This window comes from Pseudomonas sp. S3_E10 (assembly GCF_054667615.1).
Map to the genome: position 1 here is coordinate 2,210,797 of NZ_CP162743.1, position 18,558 is coordinate 2,229,354.

General features: G+C 61.1%; 16 protein-coding genes. 1 reads left to right on the forward strand and 15 read right to left on the reverse strand.

Going from position 1 to position 18,558, the window contains the following annotated elements:
• Positions 1 to 27: 27 nt before the first annotated feature.
• Entirely contained in the window at positions 28 to 1,833 is a 1,806-nt protein-coding gene (gene msbA / locus AB4N98_RS10015) for a lipid A export permease/ATP-binding protein MsbA (RefSeq protein ID WP_017526459.1), read from the reverse strand.
• A gap of 158 nt (positions 1,834 to 1,991) precedes the next feature.
• On the opposite strand from msbA, the gene AB4N98_RS10020 reads away from it, so the two are divergent.
• Positions 1,992 to 3,875 (forward strand): bifunctional O-antigen ligase/aminoglycoside phosphotransferase family protein, encoded by a 1,884-nt coding sequence (locus tag AB4N98_RS10020; RefSeq protein ID WP_135196334.1) that lies wholly within the window; start codon positions 1,992 to 1,994, stop codon positions 3,873 to 3,875.
• A 27-nt stretch (positions 3,876 to 3,902) separates the two neighbouring features.
• Here the strand turns inward: AB4N98_RS10020 and AB4N98_RS10025 are convergent, their stop codons facing one another.
• From AB4N98_RS10025 to waaC, 14 genes are all read right to left on the reverse strand, one after another.
• The gene (locus AB4N98_RS10025) at positions 3,903 to 4,787 is read right to left on the reverse strand and encodes a glycosyltransferase (protein WP_017526461.1); all 885 of its coding nucleotides are present in this window, start codon (positions 4,785 to 4,787) and stop codon (positions 3,903 to 3,905) included.
• The gene (locus AB4N98_RS10030; RefSeq protein ID WP_017526462.1) at positions 4,784 to 5,938 is read right to left on the reverse strand and encodes a glycosyltransferase family 4 protein; all 1,155 of its coding nucleotides are present in this window, start codon (positions 5,936 to 5,938) and stop codon (positions 4,784 to 4,786) included. The genes AB4N98_RS10025 and AB4N98_RS10030 overlap by 4 nt, the downstream gene beginning before the upstream one ends.
• Positions 5,935 to 6,819, reverse strand: coding sequence for a DUF6625 family protein (locus AB4N98_RS10035; protein ID WP_068937574.1), 885 nt, complete (start codon positions 6,817 to 6,819; stop codon positions 5,935 to 5,937). The genes AB4N98_RS10030 and AB4N98_RS10035 overlap by 4 nt, the downstream gene beginning before the upstream one ends.
• Before the next feature lie 59 nt (positions 6,820 to 6,878).
• On the reverse strand, positions 6,879 to 8,294 hold the full coding sequence (locus AB4N98_RS10040) for a PIG-L deacetylase family protein (protein WP_065879460.1): 1,416 nt from the start codon (positions 8,292 to 8,294) through the stop codon (positions 6,879 to 6,881).
• A complete protein-coding gene (locus AB4N98_RS10045; RefSeq protein WP_017526465.1) occupies positions 8,291 to 9,187 on the reverse strand; it encodes an antimicrobial resistance protein Mig-14 in 897 nt (298 codons plus the stop codon). The genes AB4N98_RS10040 and AB4N98_RS10045 overlap by 4 nt, the downstream gene beginning before the upstream one ends.
• Entirely contained in the window at positions 9,187 to 10,317 is a 1,131-nt protein-coding gene (locus AB4N98_RS10050) for a glycosyltransferase (protein ID WP_116078998.1), read from the reverse strand. Before AB4N98_RS10050 ends, AB4N98_RS10045 begins: the two co-directional genes overlap by 1 nt.
• Positions 10,301 to 12,058 carry a carbamoyltransferase family protein gene (locus AB4N98_RS10055; RefSeq protein ID WP_017526467.1) on the reverse strand — a complete coding sequence of 586 codons (1,758 nt, stop codon included), beginning with the start codon at positions 12,056 to 12,058 and terminating at the stop codon, positions 10,301 to 10,303. Before AB4N98_RS10055 ends, AB4N98_RS10050 begins: the two co-directional genes overlap by 17 nt.
• A 134-nt stretch (positions 12,059 to 12,192) precedes the next feature.
• Positions 12,193 to 12,528, reverse strand: a complete 336-nt coding sequence (locus AB4N98_RS10060) for a YceK/YidQ family lipoprotein (protein WP_065879462.1) — start codon at positions 12,526 to 12,528, stop codon at positions 12,193 to 12,195.
• 104 nt (positions 12,529 to 12,632) lie between these two features.
• Positions 12,633 to 14,087 (reverse strand): lipopolysaccharide kinase InaA family protein, encoded by a 1,455-nt coding sequence (locus AB4N98_RS10065; protein ID WP_065879463.1) that lies wholly within the window; start codon positions 14,085 to 14,087, stop codon positions 12,633 to 12,635.
• A complete protein-coding gene (locus AB4N98_RS10070; RefSeq protein ID WP_065879464.1) occupies positions 14,087 to 14,839 on the reverse strand; it encodes a lipopolysaccharide kinase InaA family protein in 753 nt (250 codons plus the stop codon). Before AB4N98_RS10070 ends, AB4N98_RS10065 begins: the two co-directional genes overlap by 1 nt.
• On the reverse strand, positions 14,836 to 15,570 hold the full coding sequence (locus tag AB4N98_RS10075; protein ID WP_017526471.1) for a lipopolysaccharide kinase InaA family protein: 735 nt from the start codon (positions 15,568 to 15,570) through the stop codon (positions 14,836 to 14,838). The genes AB4N98_RS10070 and AB4N98_RS10075 overlap by 4 nt, the downstream gene beginning before the upstream one ends.
• Positions 15,570 to 16,376: a lipopolysaccharide core heptose(I) kinase RfaP gene (gene rfaP, locus AB4N98_RS10080; RefSeq protein ID WP_137220162.1), complete on the reverse strand. Its 807-nt coding sequence runs from the start codon at positions 16,374 to 16,376 to the stop codon at positions 15,570 to 15,572. The genes AB4N98_RS10075 and rfaP overlap by 1 nt, the downstream gene beginning before the upstream one ends.
• A complete protein-coding gene (locus tag AB4N98_RS10085) occupies positions 16,373 to 17,497 on the reverse strand; it encodes a glycosyltransferase family 4 protein (RefSeq protein WP_017526473.1) in 1,125 nt (374 codons plus the stop codon). The genes rfaP and AB4N98_RS10085 overlap by 4 nt, the downstream gene beginning before the upstream one ends.
• The gene (gene waaC, locus AB4N98_RS10090) at positions 17,497 to 18,558 is read right to left on the reverse strand and encodes a lipopolysaccharide heptosyltransferase I (RefSeq protein WP_017526474.1); all 1,062 of its coding nucleotides are present in this window, start codon (positions 18,556 to 18,558) and stop codon (positions 17,497 to 17,499) included. The genes AB4N98_RS10085 and waaC overlap by 1 nt, the downstream gene beginning before the upstream one ends.

The following is an 18,558-nucleotide window of genomic DNA, read 5'->3' on the forward strand; positions in this document are numbered from 1 at the left end:
AGGCGGATTGCCCGCCTCACCTCAGGTTCAGGTGATATCCGCCGACACTGGCGCATCCAGGCCCATGGCGTGCAGGCGAGCGTAATAGCCATTTTGTGCCAGCAGCTCGCGATGGGTGCCACGCTCGACAATCCGCCCATCGTCCATCACCAGGATCAGGTCGGCTTTCTCGATGGTGGACAAGCGATGCGCAATCACCAGCGTGGTGCGGCCCTGCATGACCTTGTCCAGCGCCACCTGGATGTGCCGCTCGGACTCGGTGTCCAGCGCCGAGGTGGCCTCATCGAGAATCAGCAGAGGCGCATTCTTGAGCAAGGCCCGGGCGATCGCCAGACGCTGGCGCTGGCCGCCGGACAGGAGCACGCCGTTTTCGCCCACCTGCGTGTCGAAGCCTTTGGGCAACTGGTCGATGAAGTCCTTGGCATTGGCATCCGCCGCCGCCGCTTCAACGTCCTCGCGCGGTGCGCCCGCCAAATCGCCATAGGCGATGTTGTTGGTCACGGTGTCGCTGAACAGGGTCACATGCTGGGTCACCTGGGCAATGTGCTTGCGCAGGTTGAGCAGCTTGTAGTCCTCGATCTCGACGCCATCGAGCAGGATCTCGCCGCTTTCATGATGGTAGAAACGCGGGATGAGGCTGGCCAGGGTCGACTTGCCGCTGCCGGAACGTCCGACCAGGGCGATCATCTGTCCGGGCTCGGCGGTAAAGCTGATGTCCTTGAGCACATGGCGTTCGGTGCCAGGATAGGTGAAGTTCAGGTGACGCACTTCCAGGCGGCCGCTGACTTTATCGCGCTCGATGGTGCCGCGATCGACCTCCATCTCCTCGTCCAACTGCTCAAAAATGCTCTCGGCCCCTGCCACGCCCTTCTGGATAGTCGAGCTGACTTCCGACAATTGGCGAATCGGCTTGGGCAACAAGCCGGCCAGCGTGATGTAGGCCACCATGTCACCGGCGGAGGCATCGCCACGCAGGTAAAGCACCAGGAACATCAACACGGCCATTGCGGTGTAGATCACCAGTTGCAGCGCCGGCGTGTAGATGGCGCCGGTGCGGGTCATGCGCAGTTGCTTGTCGGTATTGCTTTGGCTGGCCTTGAGGAAGCGCTTCTCCTCATAGACCTCACCGCCAAAACTGCGCACCACGCGGTAGCCCTGAATGGTTTCCGACGCAACGTGCGTGACATCACCCATCGCCGCCTGGATCTTCTTGCTCTGCTTGCGGAATTTTTTGCTGGCGGTGCTGACCATGACCGCGATCAACGGCAGGATGGCGATCATCACCAGCGTCAATCGCCAGTTCATGTAGAGCAACGAGGCAAACAGGAAGATCACCGTCATGCCTTCACGGATCACCACCTTGATCGCATCAGTGGCCGCCCCCGTGACCATAGTCACGTTGAAGGTGATACGCGAAATCAGGTGCCCGGAGTTGTGGTTGTCAAAGTAGCGGTTGGGCAAGGTCAACAAATTATTGAACAACTGCACACGCAGGTCGTGGACCAGGCCCAGGGAAACCTTGGCCAGCAGGTAGTTGCCCAGGAACGAACCCAGGCCCTGCCAGGCCGCGATCAGAATGATCAGCAGCGGTACCGCCTGCAGCAACTGAAGGTCCCGCAGGTACGGCACGTTCGGGAACAGCACGGCTTGCGGATTGGAAAGGCCATCCACGAAATATTTGAGGATGTAACCCAGCATGGGCTGGGTCGACGCGAAAATCAGAAATCCAACGATACTCAGCGCGAACAAGCCGGCATAGGGCTTAACGTAACTGAGCAGGCGGAAGTATATTTTCAAGCTCGAAGGGCTTGCGCTCGGACTGGAGTCGGTCATATCACGCGGCGTTTTTGAAAAGGATGCTGACTTTAGCACAGCTTCTCTGTTGTACTTGCACCCGGCTTGACCCCACAGCCTGGTTGGATGCGACCGGCGACATTATATAGCCACCACCTTAAGATGGTCGGCTTTCTCTTTCTGGAATGGCTTCATTTATGCAGTCCAAGCGTTTTCTCTACGGTTCCAACCGTGTTTTCGATTTTCTAGTCCTATGGGTTTTGCCGGTCGGACTGCTGTTGTTACTGAGTTCATTGTTCTTTCTGGCCAATCGCAATGGCCTGCACCGGCTCTATTACCTCCTGTTCAGTGCCCCTGCACTTGTGCTGCTTTGCCTGCGCCCCAGCGAACTCAAACAGCTGGTGCGCGAGCCACTGATCATCGCGTTCCTGCTGTTTGCGGGCTGGGCCCTGATCAGCCTGTTCTGGAGCCCGGAACCCGAGGTGGACTCAGGCTTATTCAAAACGCCATTGCACACGTTCATGCTGTTCGCCGGGTGCGGCTTGCTGCTGCACTATCGCAGCGAATTGCTGGCGCCGATTTTTTTCAGCGCCGCCGTGATCGCCCTGGTAGTCAGTGCGTGCAACCTGGTGGCCTTTGCTCCCCACTTTGCTGAAGGCTTGCGCATGGTGGGTGGGCTGGGCGCGCTGGACAACCCGCTGCTGAGCTCCCACGTATTCGGGTTCTTCTGCGTCTATTGGCTATATATCTGCATGACCACCCAGCGCCTGCAGGTGTTCATGTTCAGCCTGCCTGCCCTGGTGATCATGACCGCCGCCGTACTGGCGACGGGCTCAAGAACGCCACTGGTGGCCCTGGTGCTGGCGATACTGTGGATGAGCTTCACCACCCGCAACCGTCGCTCGGCCCTGCTGATTGTCGGCATGGTACTGCTGGGCGCCGCGATCTTGCTGTTTTACCCCGAGCTGATCACCAACCGCGGAAGTTCATTGCGCTTCGAGTTGTGGGGCATGACCCTGCAACGTATCGCCGAGCACCCATGGATCGGGCACAGCTACAACGCCGAACTCTTTCTGACACCTTCCGACGGCTATGAACTTCGCGAACCCCACAGTTTCAGCCTGGGCGTGCTCTATTACGTTGGCATCATCGGCTTTATCCCATGGGTCTTCATGCTCGGCCGTGGCCTGTACGTAGGTCTGCAGCAACGCGCACAACCGTTGTTCATCCTGGCCTCTTCGCTGCTGGCCTATGGGATTGGCGGCGGCCTGACCGAAGGCGGCGGGATTCTTTCGCGCCCCAAGGAACACTGGTTCCTGTTATGGATACCGCTGGCCCTGATTGCCGGCTTGAGCATCGCCCAACGCCGTCGCAGCCTGCTACGCGTGCCCGTGCAAACGCTTGCTCCACAGGCTCGCGAACAATTGTGTGCCAACGCCCACGTCGTTGAAGCCGACGGTCTGGGCCCGAAAGTCCTGCGCCTGGAAGACGGCAGCTTCCTGAAGCTGTTCCGTGCCCGCCGCTGGTACACCTCCGGCAGGTTCAACCCGCTGTCGGAACGCTTCGCCCGCAACAGCCAACAGCTGCGCGAGCACGGCATTGCCTCACCTTCGGTGCTCAACCTGTACACCCTGCGCGATGGCAGCACTGCGGTTCGCTATCAACCGTTGCCCGGTCAGACACTGCGCCAGGTGCTGCAAGGCCTCGACACCAGCCTGCAGGAATCGCTGGTAGAGCGTTTTGGCCGGTTCGTCGCTCAACTGCACGAACGCGGCGTGTACTTCCGCTCCCTGCATCTGGGCAACGTACTGTTGATGGATGACGGTGAGTTCGGCTTGATCGACCTGGCGGACATGCGCATCTATCCGTCGGCGCTGCGCAACGCCTTGCGCCAGCGCAACTTGAAGCATATGCAGCGCTATCCCCAGGACCGCGGCTGGCTGTTCGAAACTCACTTTGAACAACTGGCCACGGGCTACGCGTGCGTTGCATCCCCACAAGCCACGCTGAGCATCCGCGAGCAGGCCCAGTCGTTCACGCTACGCACGCCGCAGGCTACGGGGCCGGCGGCAACACGCTAACGTTGACCCGGCGTAGCGGCGCCGGGTTCAGTCTTTTTCCAGCGGCGAAAAATACAGACGGGCCAGGCCACGCCAGGTCTTCTTGTTCCAGGCACGGAAAGGAATCTGTGCCAGCAGCTCACGAGCCAACGCCCGATTACGGTTGGAGGTCTTGAGGAACATGGAACTGAGGAACTTGTAACGCACCTCGTCGTACTGCGGATGATCACTGAACAACGCGTAGGAACGCAGGATGTTGTCGACCATGAATCGATGATTCTTGTACGAGTTGGTAGCGTGTTTACGGTACCGGGCCATGAGCACGTTCAAACCGTCGATAAAGTACCCGGCACGGGTAATTTTCAACTCGATCAACAAGTCTTCCAGACGAATCTCAGGGTCAAACCCACCGACCTTTTCCAGCGCCTCGCGCCGGATCATCAGCGTGGGCGCCGGCGGGTAAGGTTTACGCTCCAGGAACATATCGTCGAAGTCCAGGCGCCGGAACGGCACATCACGACGCTGGCGTTTTTCCGGGAAAAGCTCGCCATTGGAATCGATCAGCTCGATGTTGCCCGCGCAGATTCCCACCTCAGGCTTGCCATCCATATACGCAACCTGTATCGCGATACGCTCGGGCAACATGATGTCGTCCGAACCGAACGGCACGATCAGCGTCCCCTTGGCCCGCGCAATAGCACCGTTGAGCGTATTGGTCAGCCCCTGATTCTGCTGGACGCGAAAATCGAACGTGTAGCGCTCCTGCAGGCGGCGGATGCGTTCGACGCTGTCGTCTGTCGAGCCATCATCAATCACCAATAGTTCGATGTTGGGATACGTCTGGTTCAAGGCACTGAGGATGCTGTCCTCAATGTAGGGCCCATGGTTGTAAGACGCGATGATCACTGTGACCAAGGCCTGACTCTGATTCATATGTCGTTCCTGCGTGCTTGAGCCAATCCTGAGTCGATCAATGCCAGGTACTCCTGGCGGAACACCTCGATATCGTGTTGCGCCTGCAGGTACCGGTAGGCCTGCTCGCCTTTCTGCGCGAGCGCTTCATCGGACAGCGCCAGGTAAGTGTCGAGTGCCTGGGTCAATTCAGGCACGTTGGCCGGCTCCACCGCCAGGCCGCCCGCCCCTTCAATCAGTGGAAGCATGGCCGGTACGCTCGAGGCGATCACCGGCAGGCGCCCACTCATGCCCTCCAGCAGCGCGAGCCCCAGGCCCTCCGCCAGCGAAGGCATTGCCCAGATATCAAAGGCGCGCACGTATTGCAGCGCATTCTCCTTGAACCCCAGCAAATGCACGCGACCATCCAGGCCAAGGCTCTGGATTTGCGCGGCCAGGCTGGACGCCTCGCGCCCGGCGCCAATGATGGCGAGTTGCGCGGTCGGGTACTTGTCTTTCAGGGCGGCGAACGCCTGCAACAAATAGGTATGGCCCTTGACGGGCACCAGGCGCCCCAAGGCACCGATCAAGCGTACCGCCGGGTCAATGCCCAACAACTCGCGCGCGGCTTCACGCGAATGCTGCAAGGCTTCGGCCTGCTCGATATCGATCGCATTGGTAATGGCGTAGGTGTTGCGGTCGGTAAACCCGCACTGGCAATCCAGCAGGTACTGCTTGACCGCCGGCGATACACCCACGAAACGCCAGTGTTCATCGATCAGGCGCTGCGCCTGTTTGCGCCGGTAGAGACGGTCATACTCACCAAAACCATGGGAAATGCCGATGCACAACGGGATCTTCAGCCACCGATTGAGCTGCAACATCATGTTGACGGGCTTGAAGCGGTTGCACACCACCACGTCAAACTTTTCCTTGCGACAAAACTGATAAAGCCGCCACATGGCGCGCAATCTCATGCCCTTGAGAGCCTTATCGGGAAACTCGAAGTAGACGGAGGTCGCAGCGCGGCTTGTCGGCTCGCCAGGCCCCGGTCGGCCCCGCAGGAACGCTGCGGTGACTTCGTAGCGGTCAGCGGGCAGCGCTTTGACGATCTGTTCGGCCAGGTCGGCAAAATCATGGGATTTAACATTGTAGTCCGGCTGCAATTGCAGGACTTTGAAACGCCGGCTCATAACTCTCCTCGATGGAAACCTTCGGCATCAACGACCCAGGACGTCTCGGCGGCCAGCGCCTCGACGTGCTCGGCGCTTGGCGGCGGCAGCGACGACCACTGATTACGCTTCCAACAGACGAAATGAAAATACGGAAATTCCCGGTCGCCATCCCGGTCATTGGTCAAGCGACCCTTCTTCCAAAACCATTGGTGCGGGAAGCGGTCAGTGCCGTCATGCCACTTGATCACACCACCGGGCGTACTGTACGCCTCGGTGAAATCACTGCGACGGCGCCAGGGGTTGAACTTACCCACCAGCTCGAACAACGGCTTCGGAAAGTTCTTACGCCACAGAAAGATCCTACTGAAGGCCCCTTCATCCAGCGCATGATGCTCCTGATCAGTGAAGCGCGCTTCCCAATCCTTCATCTGCATAAACACTTCGCGCTTTCTGGCGGTGTTACGCATCAGGCACAAATGGCCGGCGACCCGTCGCTCATGTGTCGAGAACAGGTCAAAACCAGCCAGGCGCTCGGCGGTGAAATACCGGCGCAGGTTGCCATAGATCAAATCCAGGTCACCAAACGCCCAGAAGTCATAACCCGTGAGGCGATCAGCATGGATATGCCCCAGCGCAGGCTTGATGTCACACAACTTGTAAGCCTGCTGAGGCGCAAACTTGATATTCAACCGCTGTGAAACCAACGCGCAATAATCGGCAAACGTAATGCTTTCAATCCTGACGTTGTCAGGCACGTTATTCGGAACCGGGCAATCGCTGAACAGCAGCCAGTCAATATCGGCGTTATGCCGGCAGCTTTCGAGAAAAAAGGGCATCCAGAACGGCCAACGGCCAAAGTAAGGGATGAGGAACAGAATGCGAGGGCACTGTTTGATCACAAGGAGACTCACTGTCATTTTTTAATGGAGCGCTCTGCGCCCCAGGTACGTGGCATACGTTACTTGTGCTTGATGACCCAAAAAAGTTCATGGCGCCGAATGGCCTTGCGGAAAAATTCGTTCTCGCCCCAGGGCGAGACCGCCCGTGCAGCCAATACGCGTTGAATCAGCCGCCGCACCCGCCGCTTGAACGGCATCCTTGGTTGCAGGTCATGCATCATGCCAAGCGACATCGCCTTGTCACACTGGCGCTGCGCGGATAACGACAGGCAATAAGGTCGCAAAGTGTACGTTGGATCAAAGCATGGTGGCAAAGCGACACTGGCCCCTGAATCCCCCATCGGCCAGCGGTCATTGTCATGCAGGTGGTTGGCGTAGCCGAGTAATGTGTCCGGCTGCCATGCCAGCCCCTGCAAGGCCTCCAGCACGGCTTGCTGGGCGCAGATATGATCGGGGTGCGGATCGAGCACCGGATGAGGCAGCACGATGACCTCAGGCCGCGCCTTCAGCAGCAGCGCCCGCAGGTCCGCCACCAGGTTGTTCCAGGTCGGTAAGCCATCGGCGTCCGCAGGCAACGGGAACGGATTGAACTGGCGAAATAGGCGGATATCACTCAAATCGGCTTCTCGGGAAGCCACTGCGCGGTCAGGCTCAGCCTTCATCGCCGCCAGTTGCAGGCAGAAATACCCCAACTGCACGCAATTTTCCTGTGCCACCCCGGCCCAGCGCGGCACGGCAATACTGTCCCAGGCTCGCAAACGCCCTTTGAGCCGTGCGGCGTCAGGCTTGCTCAGGCCCATTTGCTGGTAATGCCCGGCTTCGATCTCGCCGGCCGTCAACGTCACAATCCACGGCTGCGTGGCCTGGCTGTACAGGCCAAAAGCCGCAAGCTCGGCATCATCGGCATGGGGCGCAATGACCATGATGCGTTGCCGGCACACATCGGGCTGACGGAATACAGACAGCACCGGCGCGCCCAACACGCGACAGAAGCGACCGCGCAACACAAGCCGCCCCTCGATCAAGGCTTGCGTCTGGCCGGTGAGGTTCAGGTAGCGCAGCCCATCGACGCCGCGCTCGAAGACCTGACGATCGCCCCCGGGCAATTCAATACAGGGGTCGATAAAGCGGCCCAACCAACCACTCTTGAGGCGCAGCGCCAGGACCAGCGTCTCATCGCCCGACAGCTCCAGCGCCTGGCCCAGCACCAGCCGGCCATTTTCCAAGCTGACTGGCGGCTGCTCATCCGGCGACTCGAACTGATACTGATAGTCGTCGCTGGGCGAGTAAAACAGGTGGTCGGCAAACCAGGCTTCATGGGCCACCCACCCCACGACCGCCAACAGCAGCGGCAACCACCAGGCCACCATCACACCGATGCAGACCAACAGCAGCAAGCCGACCAACAGGCTTATGCGTTTATTACGACGATGGCGCTTGAGCAGCGCCTGTTTACGGCTCGCGGACTCACTCATACGCTGAACACCGGCACGGGGTTGCACCAACGGTCCTTGTATTCGCGGTCGGCACGCCCAAAGGAAAAACGCAGCGGCTTGCCGAGTTCGCGCGCCTGTTCCCAGGCGCTTTGGGTGTTGAGGAAGCTCAACACGCTACCCGGGCTGAACGCGCGAGTTTGCGGGTCAACACCGCCGTTGACGTATTCCACGCTGATCCACTCGGGCGACTCGACCCGGTACACCAACTGGACGGCGATGGGCGCCTCGTTGAGGAAGATCACCGAGCCGATCAGCCATTCACGCAGCAGCTCGATCACCTCGGCCATGCGCTCGGCGCCCGTGGCGACAAAGCCCCAGCGACGCAGGAACAAATCGCAGTAGATCGCCGCCAGCTCCCGACTGGAAAACTCACTCACCGGTCGCACCACTCCCCCGGCCTCCTCCAGCAGGCGCAGTTCGCGGCGCTGGTTGTAGCGAAACTTCTTCGAAAGCTCTTCCGGGGTTCGCGCCATGGCCAACTGCTCGGCCTGCAACTTGAGACCGCTGAAACGGCCTTCGTTCAAGGTCGACAGGTAACGTGCGCGATGACGCAACGGCGCCTGGGCGTTAGCGGCGGCCGGCAGGATCAACTCGGCATTGCCCAGGTCAAACAGGCCTTTCTTGCCCTTTTGCTTGAGCACATCTTTGGACAACGCCAGGTCGCGCCCCCAGGTGGCGATACACGCCTGCAACTCACCGCCCTGTTCCCAGGCCAGGTAGCGCACCGGGATATCGGCCAACCCGGCCAGGCGTTCGATCACCTGCGGATGGGTGGCGACGCTGCCGCCAAAGCGTTGCCAGGCGTCGCTGTAGGCAGGTGCGTCGACGACGGACCAGCCGCGCTCGCGCCAACCTTGGAATCGATTGAGCATCAAGCCCCCGCAGTCAGTTCAATAACATGCGGCAGTTGCCAGAAGGTATCGCGTACCGCCTGATCCGAGAAATGCGTGCGCAGACGCTCCAGCATCATCTCGGCGCACTGCCGTCGCTGGTGGTGATCCATTGCCGCCAGGTGCCGCAGCCCCTGGGCGAGGTGTTCGGCGTCGCCGAAGGGAAACAGGATACCCACGCCTTCGACCACTTCCCGCGCACCGCCACACGCCGTGGCCAGCAACGGCACGCCGGCCGCCATGGCTTCGAGCAACACCATGCCGAACGGTTCGTGATCGGAACTCAGGGCAAACACATCGAACGCGCGAAAATAGCGGCGCGCATCCGGCACCTGGCCGAGGAACAGCACGTTGTCGGCAATACCCAGTTCGCGGGCCTGGCTTTTCAGGTCTTGCTCCAGCCGCCCGGTACCGAGGATCGCCAGGCGGCTTTGCGCCGGTAAGTGCGGCAGCGCCAGGGCAAAGCCCTTGAGCAGCGTGGCCTGGTCCTTGTCCGGGTGCAGGCGGCCGACATTGCCGACTACCCATTCGTCCGGCGACACGCCCAAGGCGTCGCGCGCCTCGTCCACAGGCACCTGAATGGCCTGCAACGCGTCGACATCAATGCGGTTATACAAGGTCTGGATACGCGCCGCAGGCCAGGCCGGCAGACAGCGGCGCATGTCGTCACGCACCGCGTCGGAAACCCCGAGCAGGCTCAGGCGCTTGCGGAAAAACCCGGCAAACAGCTTGCGGCTGCCACGCAGGTAATCCCCAAAGGCGTGATGCACACCGATCACCGGCAGCCGCGTACCGAGCAAGGCGATGTAGATCGGCTTGAAGCGATGCGCAATACAAAAACTGAAGTTGCGCGACGCAGCGATTTTGCGCAGCTCACGGATGGCGCCCAGCTTCAAACCACGAATGGCCTTGGAGCTGAACTCCATGAACAACACCTCATCGGACGCGCAACCGGCGGCCACTTGCGGGTCGGCGACCCCGGTGAGAAACACCGTGGTCACCTTGTAGCCTGTGCCTGCGAACAAACTGGCGTATTGCCGTGCGCAGTCCAGGAACGGCCCATCGTAACCGTGGCAAAACTGCAGGACGTGGCGGTCAGCCGAGCGCGTCATAAGGATCCACGCCGTCTTTGACGACCAGGATGTCTTCCATGATCAGGTATTGCAGGTCAGAGCCGAAGAACATGTCCAGCGCGTCTTTCGGCGAGCAGATCATCGCTTCGCCACGACGGTTGAGCGAGGTGTTCAGCGACACGCCGTTGCCGGTCAGTACTTCGAGCTCTTTCATCATGTCGTAGTAACGCGGGTTGTATTCGCGCTTGAGCACCTGGGCGCGGGAGGTGCCATCTTCATGGACCACTTCCGGCACACGGGCCTTCCATTCTTCGGCGACTTCAAAGGTGAAGGTCATGAACGGCGCCGGGTGATCGACCTTGATCATCTGCGGGGCGACGGTGTCGAGCATCGACGGGCAGAAAGGCCTCCAGCGCTCGCGGAACTTGATCTGGTGGTTGATTCGATCCGCTACGCCGGTCGCGCTCGGGCAACCGATGATCGAGCGACCGCCCAACGCGCGCGGGCCAAACTCCATGCGGCCCTGGAACCAGGCCACCGGGTTGCCGTCGACCATGATCTTGGCGATGCGCTGGGGCATATTTTCGATCTTGCGCCAGTTCGGCTTGCTCTCGTGCCTGGCGCACGCGGCGATCACCTCCTCGTTGCTGTAGGACGGGCCGAGATAGACGTGTTCCATCTTCTCCACCGGCACACCACGGGCGTGGGACACGTAGGCGGCCGCACCGACAGCGGTGCCGGCATCGCCGGACGCCGGCTGCACGAACAGTTCCTTGACGTCGTCGCGGGCGATGATCTTCTGGTTCAGCTTGACGTTCAGCGCGCAGCCGCCGGCGAAGGCCAGCTTGCCGGTGTCCTTGAGGATGTCGCCCAAGTAGTGGTCGATCATCTGCAAGGCCAGCTTCTCGAACAGCGCTTGCATGCTCGCGGCGTAGTGGATGTAAGGCTCGTCGGCGATGTCGCCTTCGCGTTTCGGGCCCAGCCACTCGATCAGTTTTGGCGAAAAGTAGAAACCCTTGCCCTTCTCTTTATAGCGGCGCAGGCCGATGACGTTGGCGTAGTCGGTGTTGATCACCAATTCGCCGTTTTCAAAGGAGGCCAGGCGCGAGAAATCGTATTTGCTGGCATCGCCGTACGGCGCCATGCCCATGACCTTGAACTCGCCGTCGAGCATCTCGAAACCGAGAAACTCGGTGATCGCGCCATACAGGCCACCGAGGGAATCAGGGTCGTAGAATTCCTTGATCTTGTGGATCTTGCCGTTCTCGCCGTAGCCGAAGAACGTGGTTGCGTACTCACCTTTACCGTCGATACCGAGGATCGCGGTTTTTTCCTGGAAACCCGAGCAGTGGTAGGCGCTGGAAGCGTGGGCCAGGTGGTGTTCAACCGGTTCGATCTTGATTTTCTTCGGATCGAAACCCAGTTGCTCCAGGCACCAGACGATCTTGTTGCGGTAGCGCTTGTAGCGACGGTTGCCCATCAGGATCGCGTCGAGCGCACGGTCAGGGGCGTACCAGTAACGCTTGGCGTAGTGCCAGCGCGCCTCGCCGAACAGGCTGATCGGGGCGAACGGAATGGCCACCACGTCAACGTCGCAAGGTTTGATGCCGGCCTGCTCCAGGCAGAACTTCGCCGACTCGTAGGGCATGCGGTTCTTTGCATGTTTGTCGCGCACGAAGCGCTCTTCTTCGGCGGCCGCGATCAGCTTGCCGTCGATATACAGGGCTGCGGAAGGATCATGGCTAAGGGCGCCGGACAGGCCAAGAATCGTCAATGCCACAGGGGTCTAGCCTCTTTTTGGTCAGCATGCAGGCGGGTTGCGCCTGAAAAAAGTGTGCATCCCGCCTGGGCGAGAAACAGCTAAAGGGCGGGATTATAGCGTAAAAGCGTTGAAAAGCAGTTAGCGACAAAGGGCTAGCGAAGCTCAATGCTGCCGTCGGCACTTTGCCGGTAGATCGTATAGGGCAGGATGAGCGTGTCCATGACACCCGAGAGGGGCACATCGATGAAAGCCCAGGGAACGCTATTCAATGTGAACCCCGCTCGCGAATTCGGCGGCCCATGCAATACACACAGGTTGTAGGCCACACCGCTGTAGATACGTGGGACAGACTCGCAATAGGTTTTTTTCGCCTTGAGCGCCTGGACGGTGACGGCGTCTTCGCGCAATGCCGTGGTCACCGTACCGCAGCCACTCACAACCAAGGATGCCCACCCCAATACCCATAACCCGACAATTTTAGTGCGCATGACCCGCTCTTCTTTTAATCAAAAGGGAGCGGAAATCTAGCACCACGAAACCCGTTGTTCAGAGCCTGGATGCGCCAATTGGCGTGGGAAACGTCCTGTTCCGCTTAACGGCCAGGGGCGTCGACCTCCCTGGGTAACCGCTGATCGATCAACTGATACAACGCACTCTCCCGCGGCCAGTTCCGCATGAACCGCGCGCGGTCCCGGGCAAACGCCGGCGCGAAGCTGGCGGCCGAGTGGTGCTGGCACATGGCATCGAGGTCGATCAGCGCCCAGCGGCCTTCATGCCAGAACAGGTTATGGCCCTTGAAGTCGCCATGGCTGATGCGCTCGCGGATCAGTTCGGCAAACAGGTGATCCAGCGCCAGCAATTCGTTTTCCGGCGCGTCGCCGTGTTCGACGTAGGGCGCGAAGCGCTCGATGATGTCCGGCCCCGGCAGGTATTCGGTGATCAGGTAAGCACGGCTGCGCAGCCAGAAAAAACGCTTTTCCAGCACGGCCAACGGCGTTGGCGTAGCGATGCCGAGGAACGCCAGGCGGTTGCCTTCGCGCCATGAATGCCAGGCGCGGCTCGGGCGCCAGAAGCGCTTGAGCCAATGAGCGAAGCCCTTGATGTTGTAGCGCTTGATCACCAGCGCGCGACCGTCCACTTCGACCTTGGCCACGCTGGCGGCGCCGCCGGTCTTGTACATGTGGCCGTTGTCGAGCAGCGCATCGGCCTGCTCCAGTACCGGCAGCATCGCAGGCTCTTCTTCACGCCGAATCGCGCGCAAGCCAAATGCGCCGCGAGCCACGCTGAACAGCGTGCATTCGCGGCCGACCTTGTTCAAAAAGTCCTTCAAGCGCCAGGCGCTGACCTTGCGCACCTGTTTCTCCAGCGCTTGCAGCGGCAAAGCATGTTCGCCATTGCCGAGCAGGTAGTACACCAGCAACTCTTCGGTAAACGGCTCGAGGTTTTTGGGCAGCTGGGCGAAAAACACGCCGAGGTTTTCCAGCACTCGGTGACGCGACAGCGGCTTGCCCGCCTCTTCGACACGGATACCGGCACCGTCGATCAAGTACAGCTTGTCGCGCTGACGCAGCAGGTTGTCCAGGTGCAGATCTTCCTGCCACAAGCCTTGCGTGTGCATGTGCGCAATCGCACCTAACGCCTGGGCAAGCACGGCGGTTTGCTCGTCAGCCAATGGCGGCAGGCTTTCGACAGCGTGCCAGGCGTCGGCCAAGCTTTCGGCGCCTTCGATAAACTCGAACAGCAGCCAGCCCCCTTCGCCCTCCTGCAACCCATCGGCCAACAGCAAAGGCGTGGTCAGGCCTTGCTCGGCCAACAGGCGCACGCCGCTGAGTTCACGCTGAAAGTGCCGCGCAGCCTTGCTGCCCACCAACAACTTGGCCAGCACCGGGCGCCCGCGCCACACCGCTGCGCCCACATAACGCTCGCCAGGCATTACGCGCACCAGGCTCAGCAGTTGCAGTTGGCCGGGGCCTGCGGCATCCGCCAGGTCGAGGGTCAGGGGCAGGCTCGGTGTGCGGCCGGCGTTTTTCAGCTCGGACAGGCGCATCAGCGGTTCTCCTTGTGGCTACGCCGCGTCGTCAGGCGTTGCAGCCAGGTGGCGACCAGCGCGCTGCCTTGCGGCTGGTCGGCATAGGCCGCCAGCAGTTGGCGCACCTGCGCATCCGACCACTGCGGCGCGCGGCGCAACAACGGCTCCAGGTCCTTGACCCGGTCACGCCAGCCGAACAACAGCGGGCGGGTTTTCTCCAGGTCGATCAACTGCGCGGCGTAACCGTCACCGGTGGCCTGCAGGAAAATATGCTTGGGATAGAAACAGCCGTGCACCTGACCGACGCCGTGCAACTGACGCGCAAGCTTGCCGCAGGCCAGCAGAATGGCGCGGTGCTGGGCCTCGCTCAGCGACGGCCATTGCTCGAGCAGCGAATCAAGGTCATTCCAGCCATCCAGGGCCCGGGTCAATAACATCGCGCGGTACTCACCCGCCACTTTTCGCTCGCCATAGAACGCCGCCTGCAACGCCGGGATACCCAGCGTGCGGTAACGGCTGATATTGCGAAACTCACGAGAGAAACTCGGCTCACCCAACGGCTTGCGAAGGCTGCGAGTGAGGTAATTGCTTTGGCGCTTGAGGTAATAAGCGTGGCCGTCGAGTTCCAGCCGAAATACGCTGCTCCAGCCGCCGCCACTGGTATTGGGCTCGTCAACCGCGTCCAACTGCTTGGCCCACAACGCGTCGAACGTCGCCAGGCCATTGCGCTCCAGCAAGGCACGGTCTTCAGCCGCCAGGAAATCACTCATTCGCGCCCCTCGAAAAACTTCACTACGTGGCGAATACGCCGCTTGTCAGACTCGGTCAGTCGCCGACACCCACGGTACTGCATGTAGAAACGCAAGCGCTGGGTAGCCGACAGGTGATATTTGGCCACCTTGTCCAGGCACGCCAGGTCTTTGGTAATGCGGTACTTAAGCCAGAAACCACGCCAGAAATCGCCGTTGGGGCAATCGATCAGGTACAGGGTCTGCTGGTCGTCGACCAACAGGTTGCGCCACTTCAAGTCGTTATGAGTGAAGCGGTGATCGTGCATCGTGCGCGTATATTCGGCGAGCTGGCGGCTGATCACGCTCACCCACTTGGGGTCGCGCAGGCGCGTATCTTTGCGATCGGCCAGGGCGGAGAGGTCTTCTGTTTTCGGCAATTCACGGGTGATCATCGCGCCGCGATCGTAGGCCAGGCCGTTGCGCTCCAAGCCCCAGGCCACCACGTCGGCGGTGGGAATGCCCCACTTGGCGAAGCGTTTGAGGTTCTGCCATTCGGACTTGACCCGCGGCTTGCCCAGGTAGCGACGCAAGCCCTTGCCGGCGCCGACGTAGCGCTTGACGTAGTAATTGACTCCGTCACGCTGCACCCGGATCACTTCCGACAACGGGTCGCGTGTTAGCCGCTCGCCCTGCAGCGCGAACACCGCTTCGAGGCTTCCAAAGTCGTCCGCCAGGGCGGCATAGGCAGGTTCCAGGTTCCAACCCGCCATCAGAGCGCATCCCCGTATCGCTGCTTACGCGCGTAGAGCTTGTCGGCCTTGCCCTGCAGCCACTGCAGCAACGCGGCCTCTTCGGCGAGGATCTGGCGCAGCGGCTGCTGGAAGTAACCCTTGAGGAAGCGCAGTTTGTCGCGGCGCGTCAGGCCGATGTCCAGCGCCGAGAAGTACAGCGCGGCCAGGTCCTTGTCACGCCAGCGATGGCTGATCTTGTCGCGGGTCTGGGCGCGGTGCAGGTCGATCACCGAGAGCCTGAAGTGATCGGCGGTCACCGGCGTGTCGGTGTGCAGCAGGAAGTGGCAGATGTAACAGTCACGGTGGTTGACCCCACCGCGATGCATCATGCCGGTCATGCGCGCCACTTCGGCGATCAGCGCGCGCTTGAGACGCGGCTCGGGCGGCTGCTTGAGCCAATCGATGCTGAAGTCTTCCAGGCTGACGGTGGGCGCCAGCTCCTCGGTGATGATGAACGAGTGCTGGTCGGCCGGGTTGCTGCCGCGCTCGCCGTAGGCCACGGCGGTCATGGTCGGCACGCCCAGTTGCTGCAAGCGCTGGATCGCCAGCCATTCCTGGCCCGCGCCCAGCACCGGAAGCTTGGCGGTGACCAGGTTCTTGACGATCTCGCCCCAGCCGATGCCGCGGTGGATCTTCACGAAATAGCCACGGCCATCGACCACCGTGCGCAGGGTGCGACGCGCTTCAAGCTCACGGTAGACCTCGCCTTCCAGCGCCTCGACGGCGACGAACGCATCACGCCCGGCCCAGAGGGTCTTGAACGGTTCGGCAAGCATCAACTTCATCGTTTTGGCTCCGCCAGGATCACATCCGCCGCGTGCTGCGGCATGCTGTAGAGGTCGGCCGTCTCGGCGAAGGCCAACCCGTTGCGGCCCCAGGCCGCGCGCTGTGCAGAATCACTCAACATGCGCGTCAGGTAGCCGTTGAGCTGGGTTTGTTCGAAGGGCTCATCCAGCACCAGGCCGCTGTCGGCCTCACTGATGTAGTGGGCATAACCACACACCGCCGAGACCAGCACCGGCAACCCGGCCACCAGGGCTTCGAGCAAGACGGTGCCGGTGTTTTCGTTGTACGCCGGGTGGATCAACAGGTCGGCGCCCAGCAGGAAACGCGGGATATCGCTGCGCCCCTTGAGGAACTGCACGTTATCGCCCAAGCCCAACGTGGCGCTCTGCAATTGGAATACTTTGGGGTCGTCCTGGCCAATTACAAACAGGCGCGTACGTTTCTTCAATTGCGCCGGCAACGCAGCCACGGCTTTGAGGCTGCGGTCGACCCCCTTGGTCTTGAAGCCCGAGCCGATCTGCACCAGCAGCAGGTCGTCATCCGCCAGGTTGAATTCCTTACGGAAACCTTCGCGAATGTGCGCCGCATCCGGCGGCGCGCGACGGTCCTGGGCGATACCCGGCGGCAGCAGGTGGAAGCGTTCCAGCGGGGTGTCGTAATGCTTGATGAACAGCGGCTGCTGCACCTCGGAAATCATCAGGACTTCGGTCTTGGCGTCTTTGGCGAACACCGCGCGTTCGTAGTCGGCAAAGTGTTTGTAGCGGCCAAAATAGCGGTACAGCGAATGGCGCAGGTTTTGCGCCTTGTCTTCAAAGCAGCCATCGGCGGCGTAGTACACGTCGAGGCCGGGCATTTTGTTGAAGCCGATCAGTCGATCCACCGGGCGCTTGGCCAGGTCGGCCGCCATCCAGGCGCTGAGTTTCTCGTTGCGCCGATGGTTGAAGAACGCCTTGACCGGCGCCACCAGCACTTCGAAGCCGGGTGGAATGTCGCCTTCCCAGATCAGCGTATACACACGAATCTGATGGCCGCGCTGCTGGCACTCCAGGGCGATGCGCATGAAGTCCCGCTGCAGGCCGCCGAACGGGAAATACTTGTACAGAACAAACGCCAGTTGCATCAGTGCAGCTCCTCAGCCAATAACAACGTGCTCAGTCGGCTGGCCACACGCTCAGGGTTCAAGCGCGTAAAGCACAGGGGCGACTCGCGCTTGATGTCGAACCGACGCAGGTCGTCGGCCGTCGGTTGATAGGTACATAGCTTTTGCAGGCAGGGCGCGCACGGCCAGTCGCTGGCCAAGTGAATCTGGCCCTTGCCATAGGCGCCGGTGAGGCCGGGGTTGGTGGGGCCGAACAAAGAAATGGTCGGCACATCCAGTGCGGCGGCCAAATGGCCGAGGCCAGTGTCCACCGCCACACAGGCGCGGGCGCCGGCCAGCACGCGGGCCACCCCGGCCAGGTTCAACTTGGGCAGTACTTCGGCGTTGCCCAGGCCTTGGGCCAGGCGTTCGGCGCGGGCCTTTTCGGCGGCGTTGCCCCATGGCAGCTTCACGTCCACGCCCAGGCGCCCCATGCGTTCGGCAAGCTCACGCCAGTAGGCTTCGGGCCAGTGCTTGGTGTCCCAGGTGGTGCCGTGCAACAGCAGCACAAACGGCTTTTTCGGCGGCAGGCCGAGCAGTTTGTCGACGCTCAGGCCGTAGTCGCCCAAGCCTTTGGGCAAGTCATAACCCAGCGCTACGGCGAACAACTGGCGCAAACGCTCCACCGCATGCTGCCCACGGGCCACCGCCAGGCGTCGCGAGTAGAAGCGCGCGGCGAGCGGTTCACGGGCGGAGCTTTTGTCGAAACCGGCCACCGGCGCACGCACATAACGGGTCAGCCAGGCGCTCTTGAGCAGGCCTTGGGCGTCGATCACCAGGTCGTATTTGGTCGACTGGACTTGCTGCTTGAAGCGCCGCCATTCACCGCTCTTGATGGTTTGCCAGAGGTTCTTGCGCCAGCGGCGAATCGCCACCTTGATAACCTTGTCTACCGCCGGGTGCCAGGTGGGGATCTCGGCAAAGCCCTCTTCCACCACCCAATCGAATTGAATGCCGGGGATCGCCCGCGCCGCGTCGGTGAGTGCCGGCAACGCATGGATCACGTCGCCCAGGGATGAGGTCTTGATTACCAGTACCCGCAA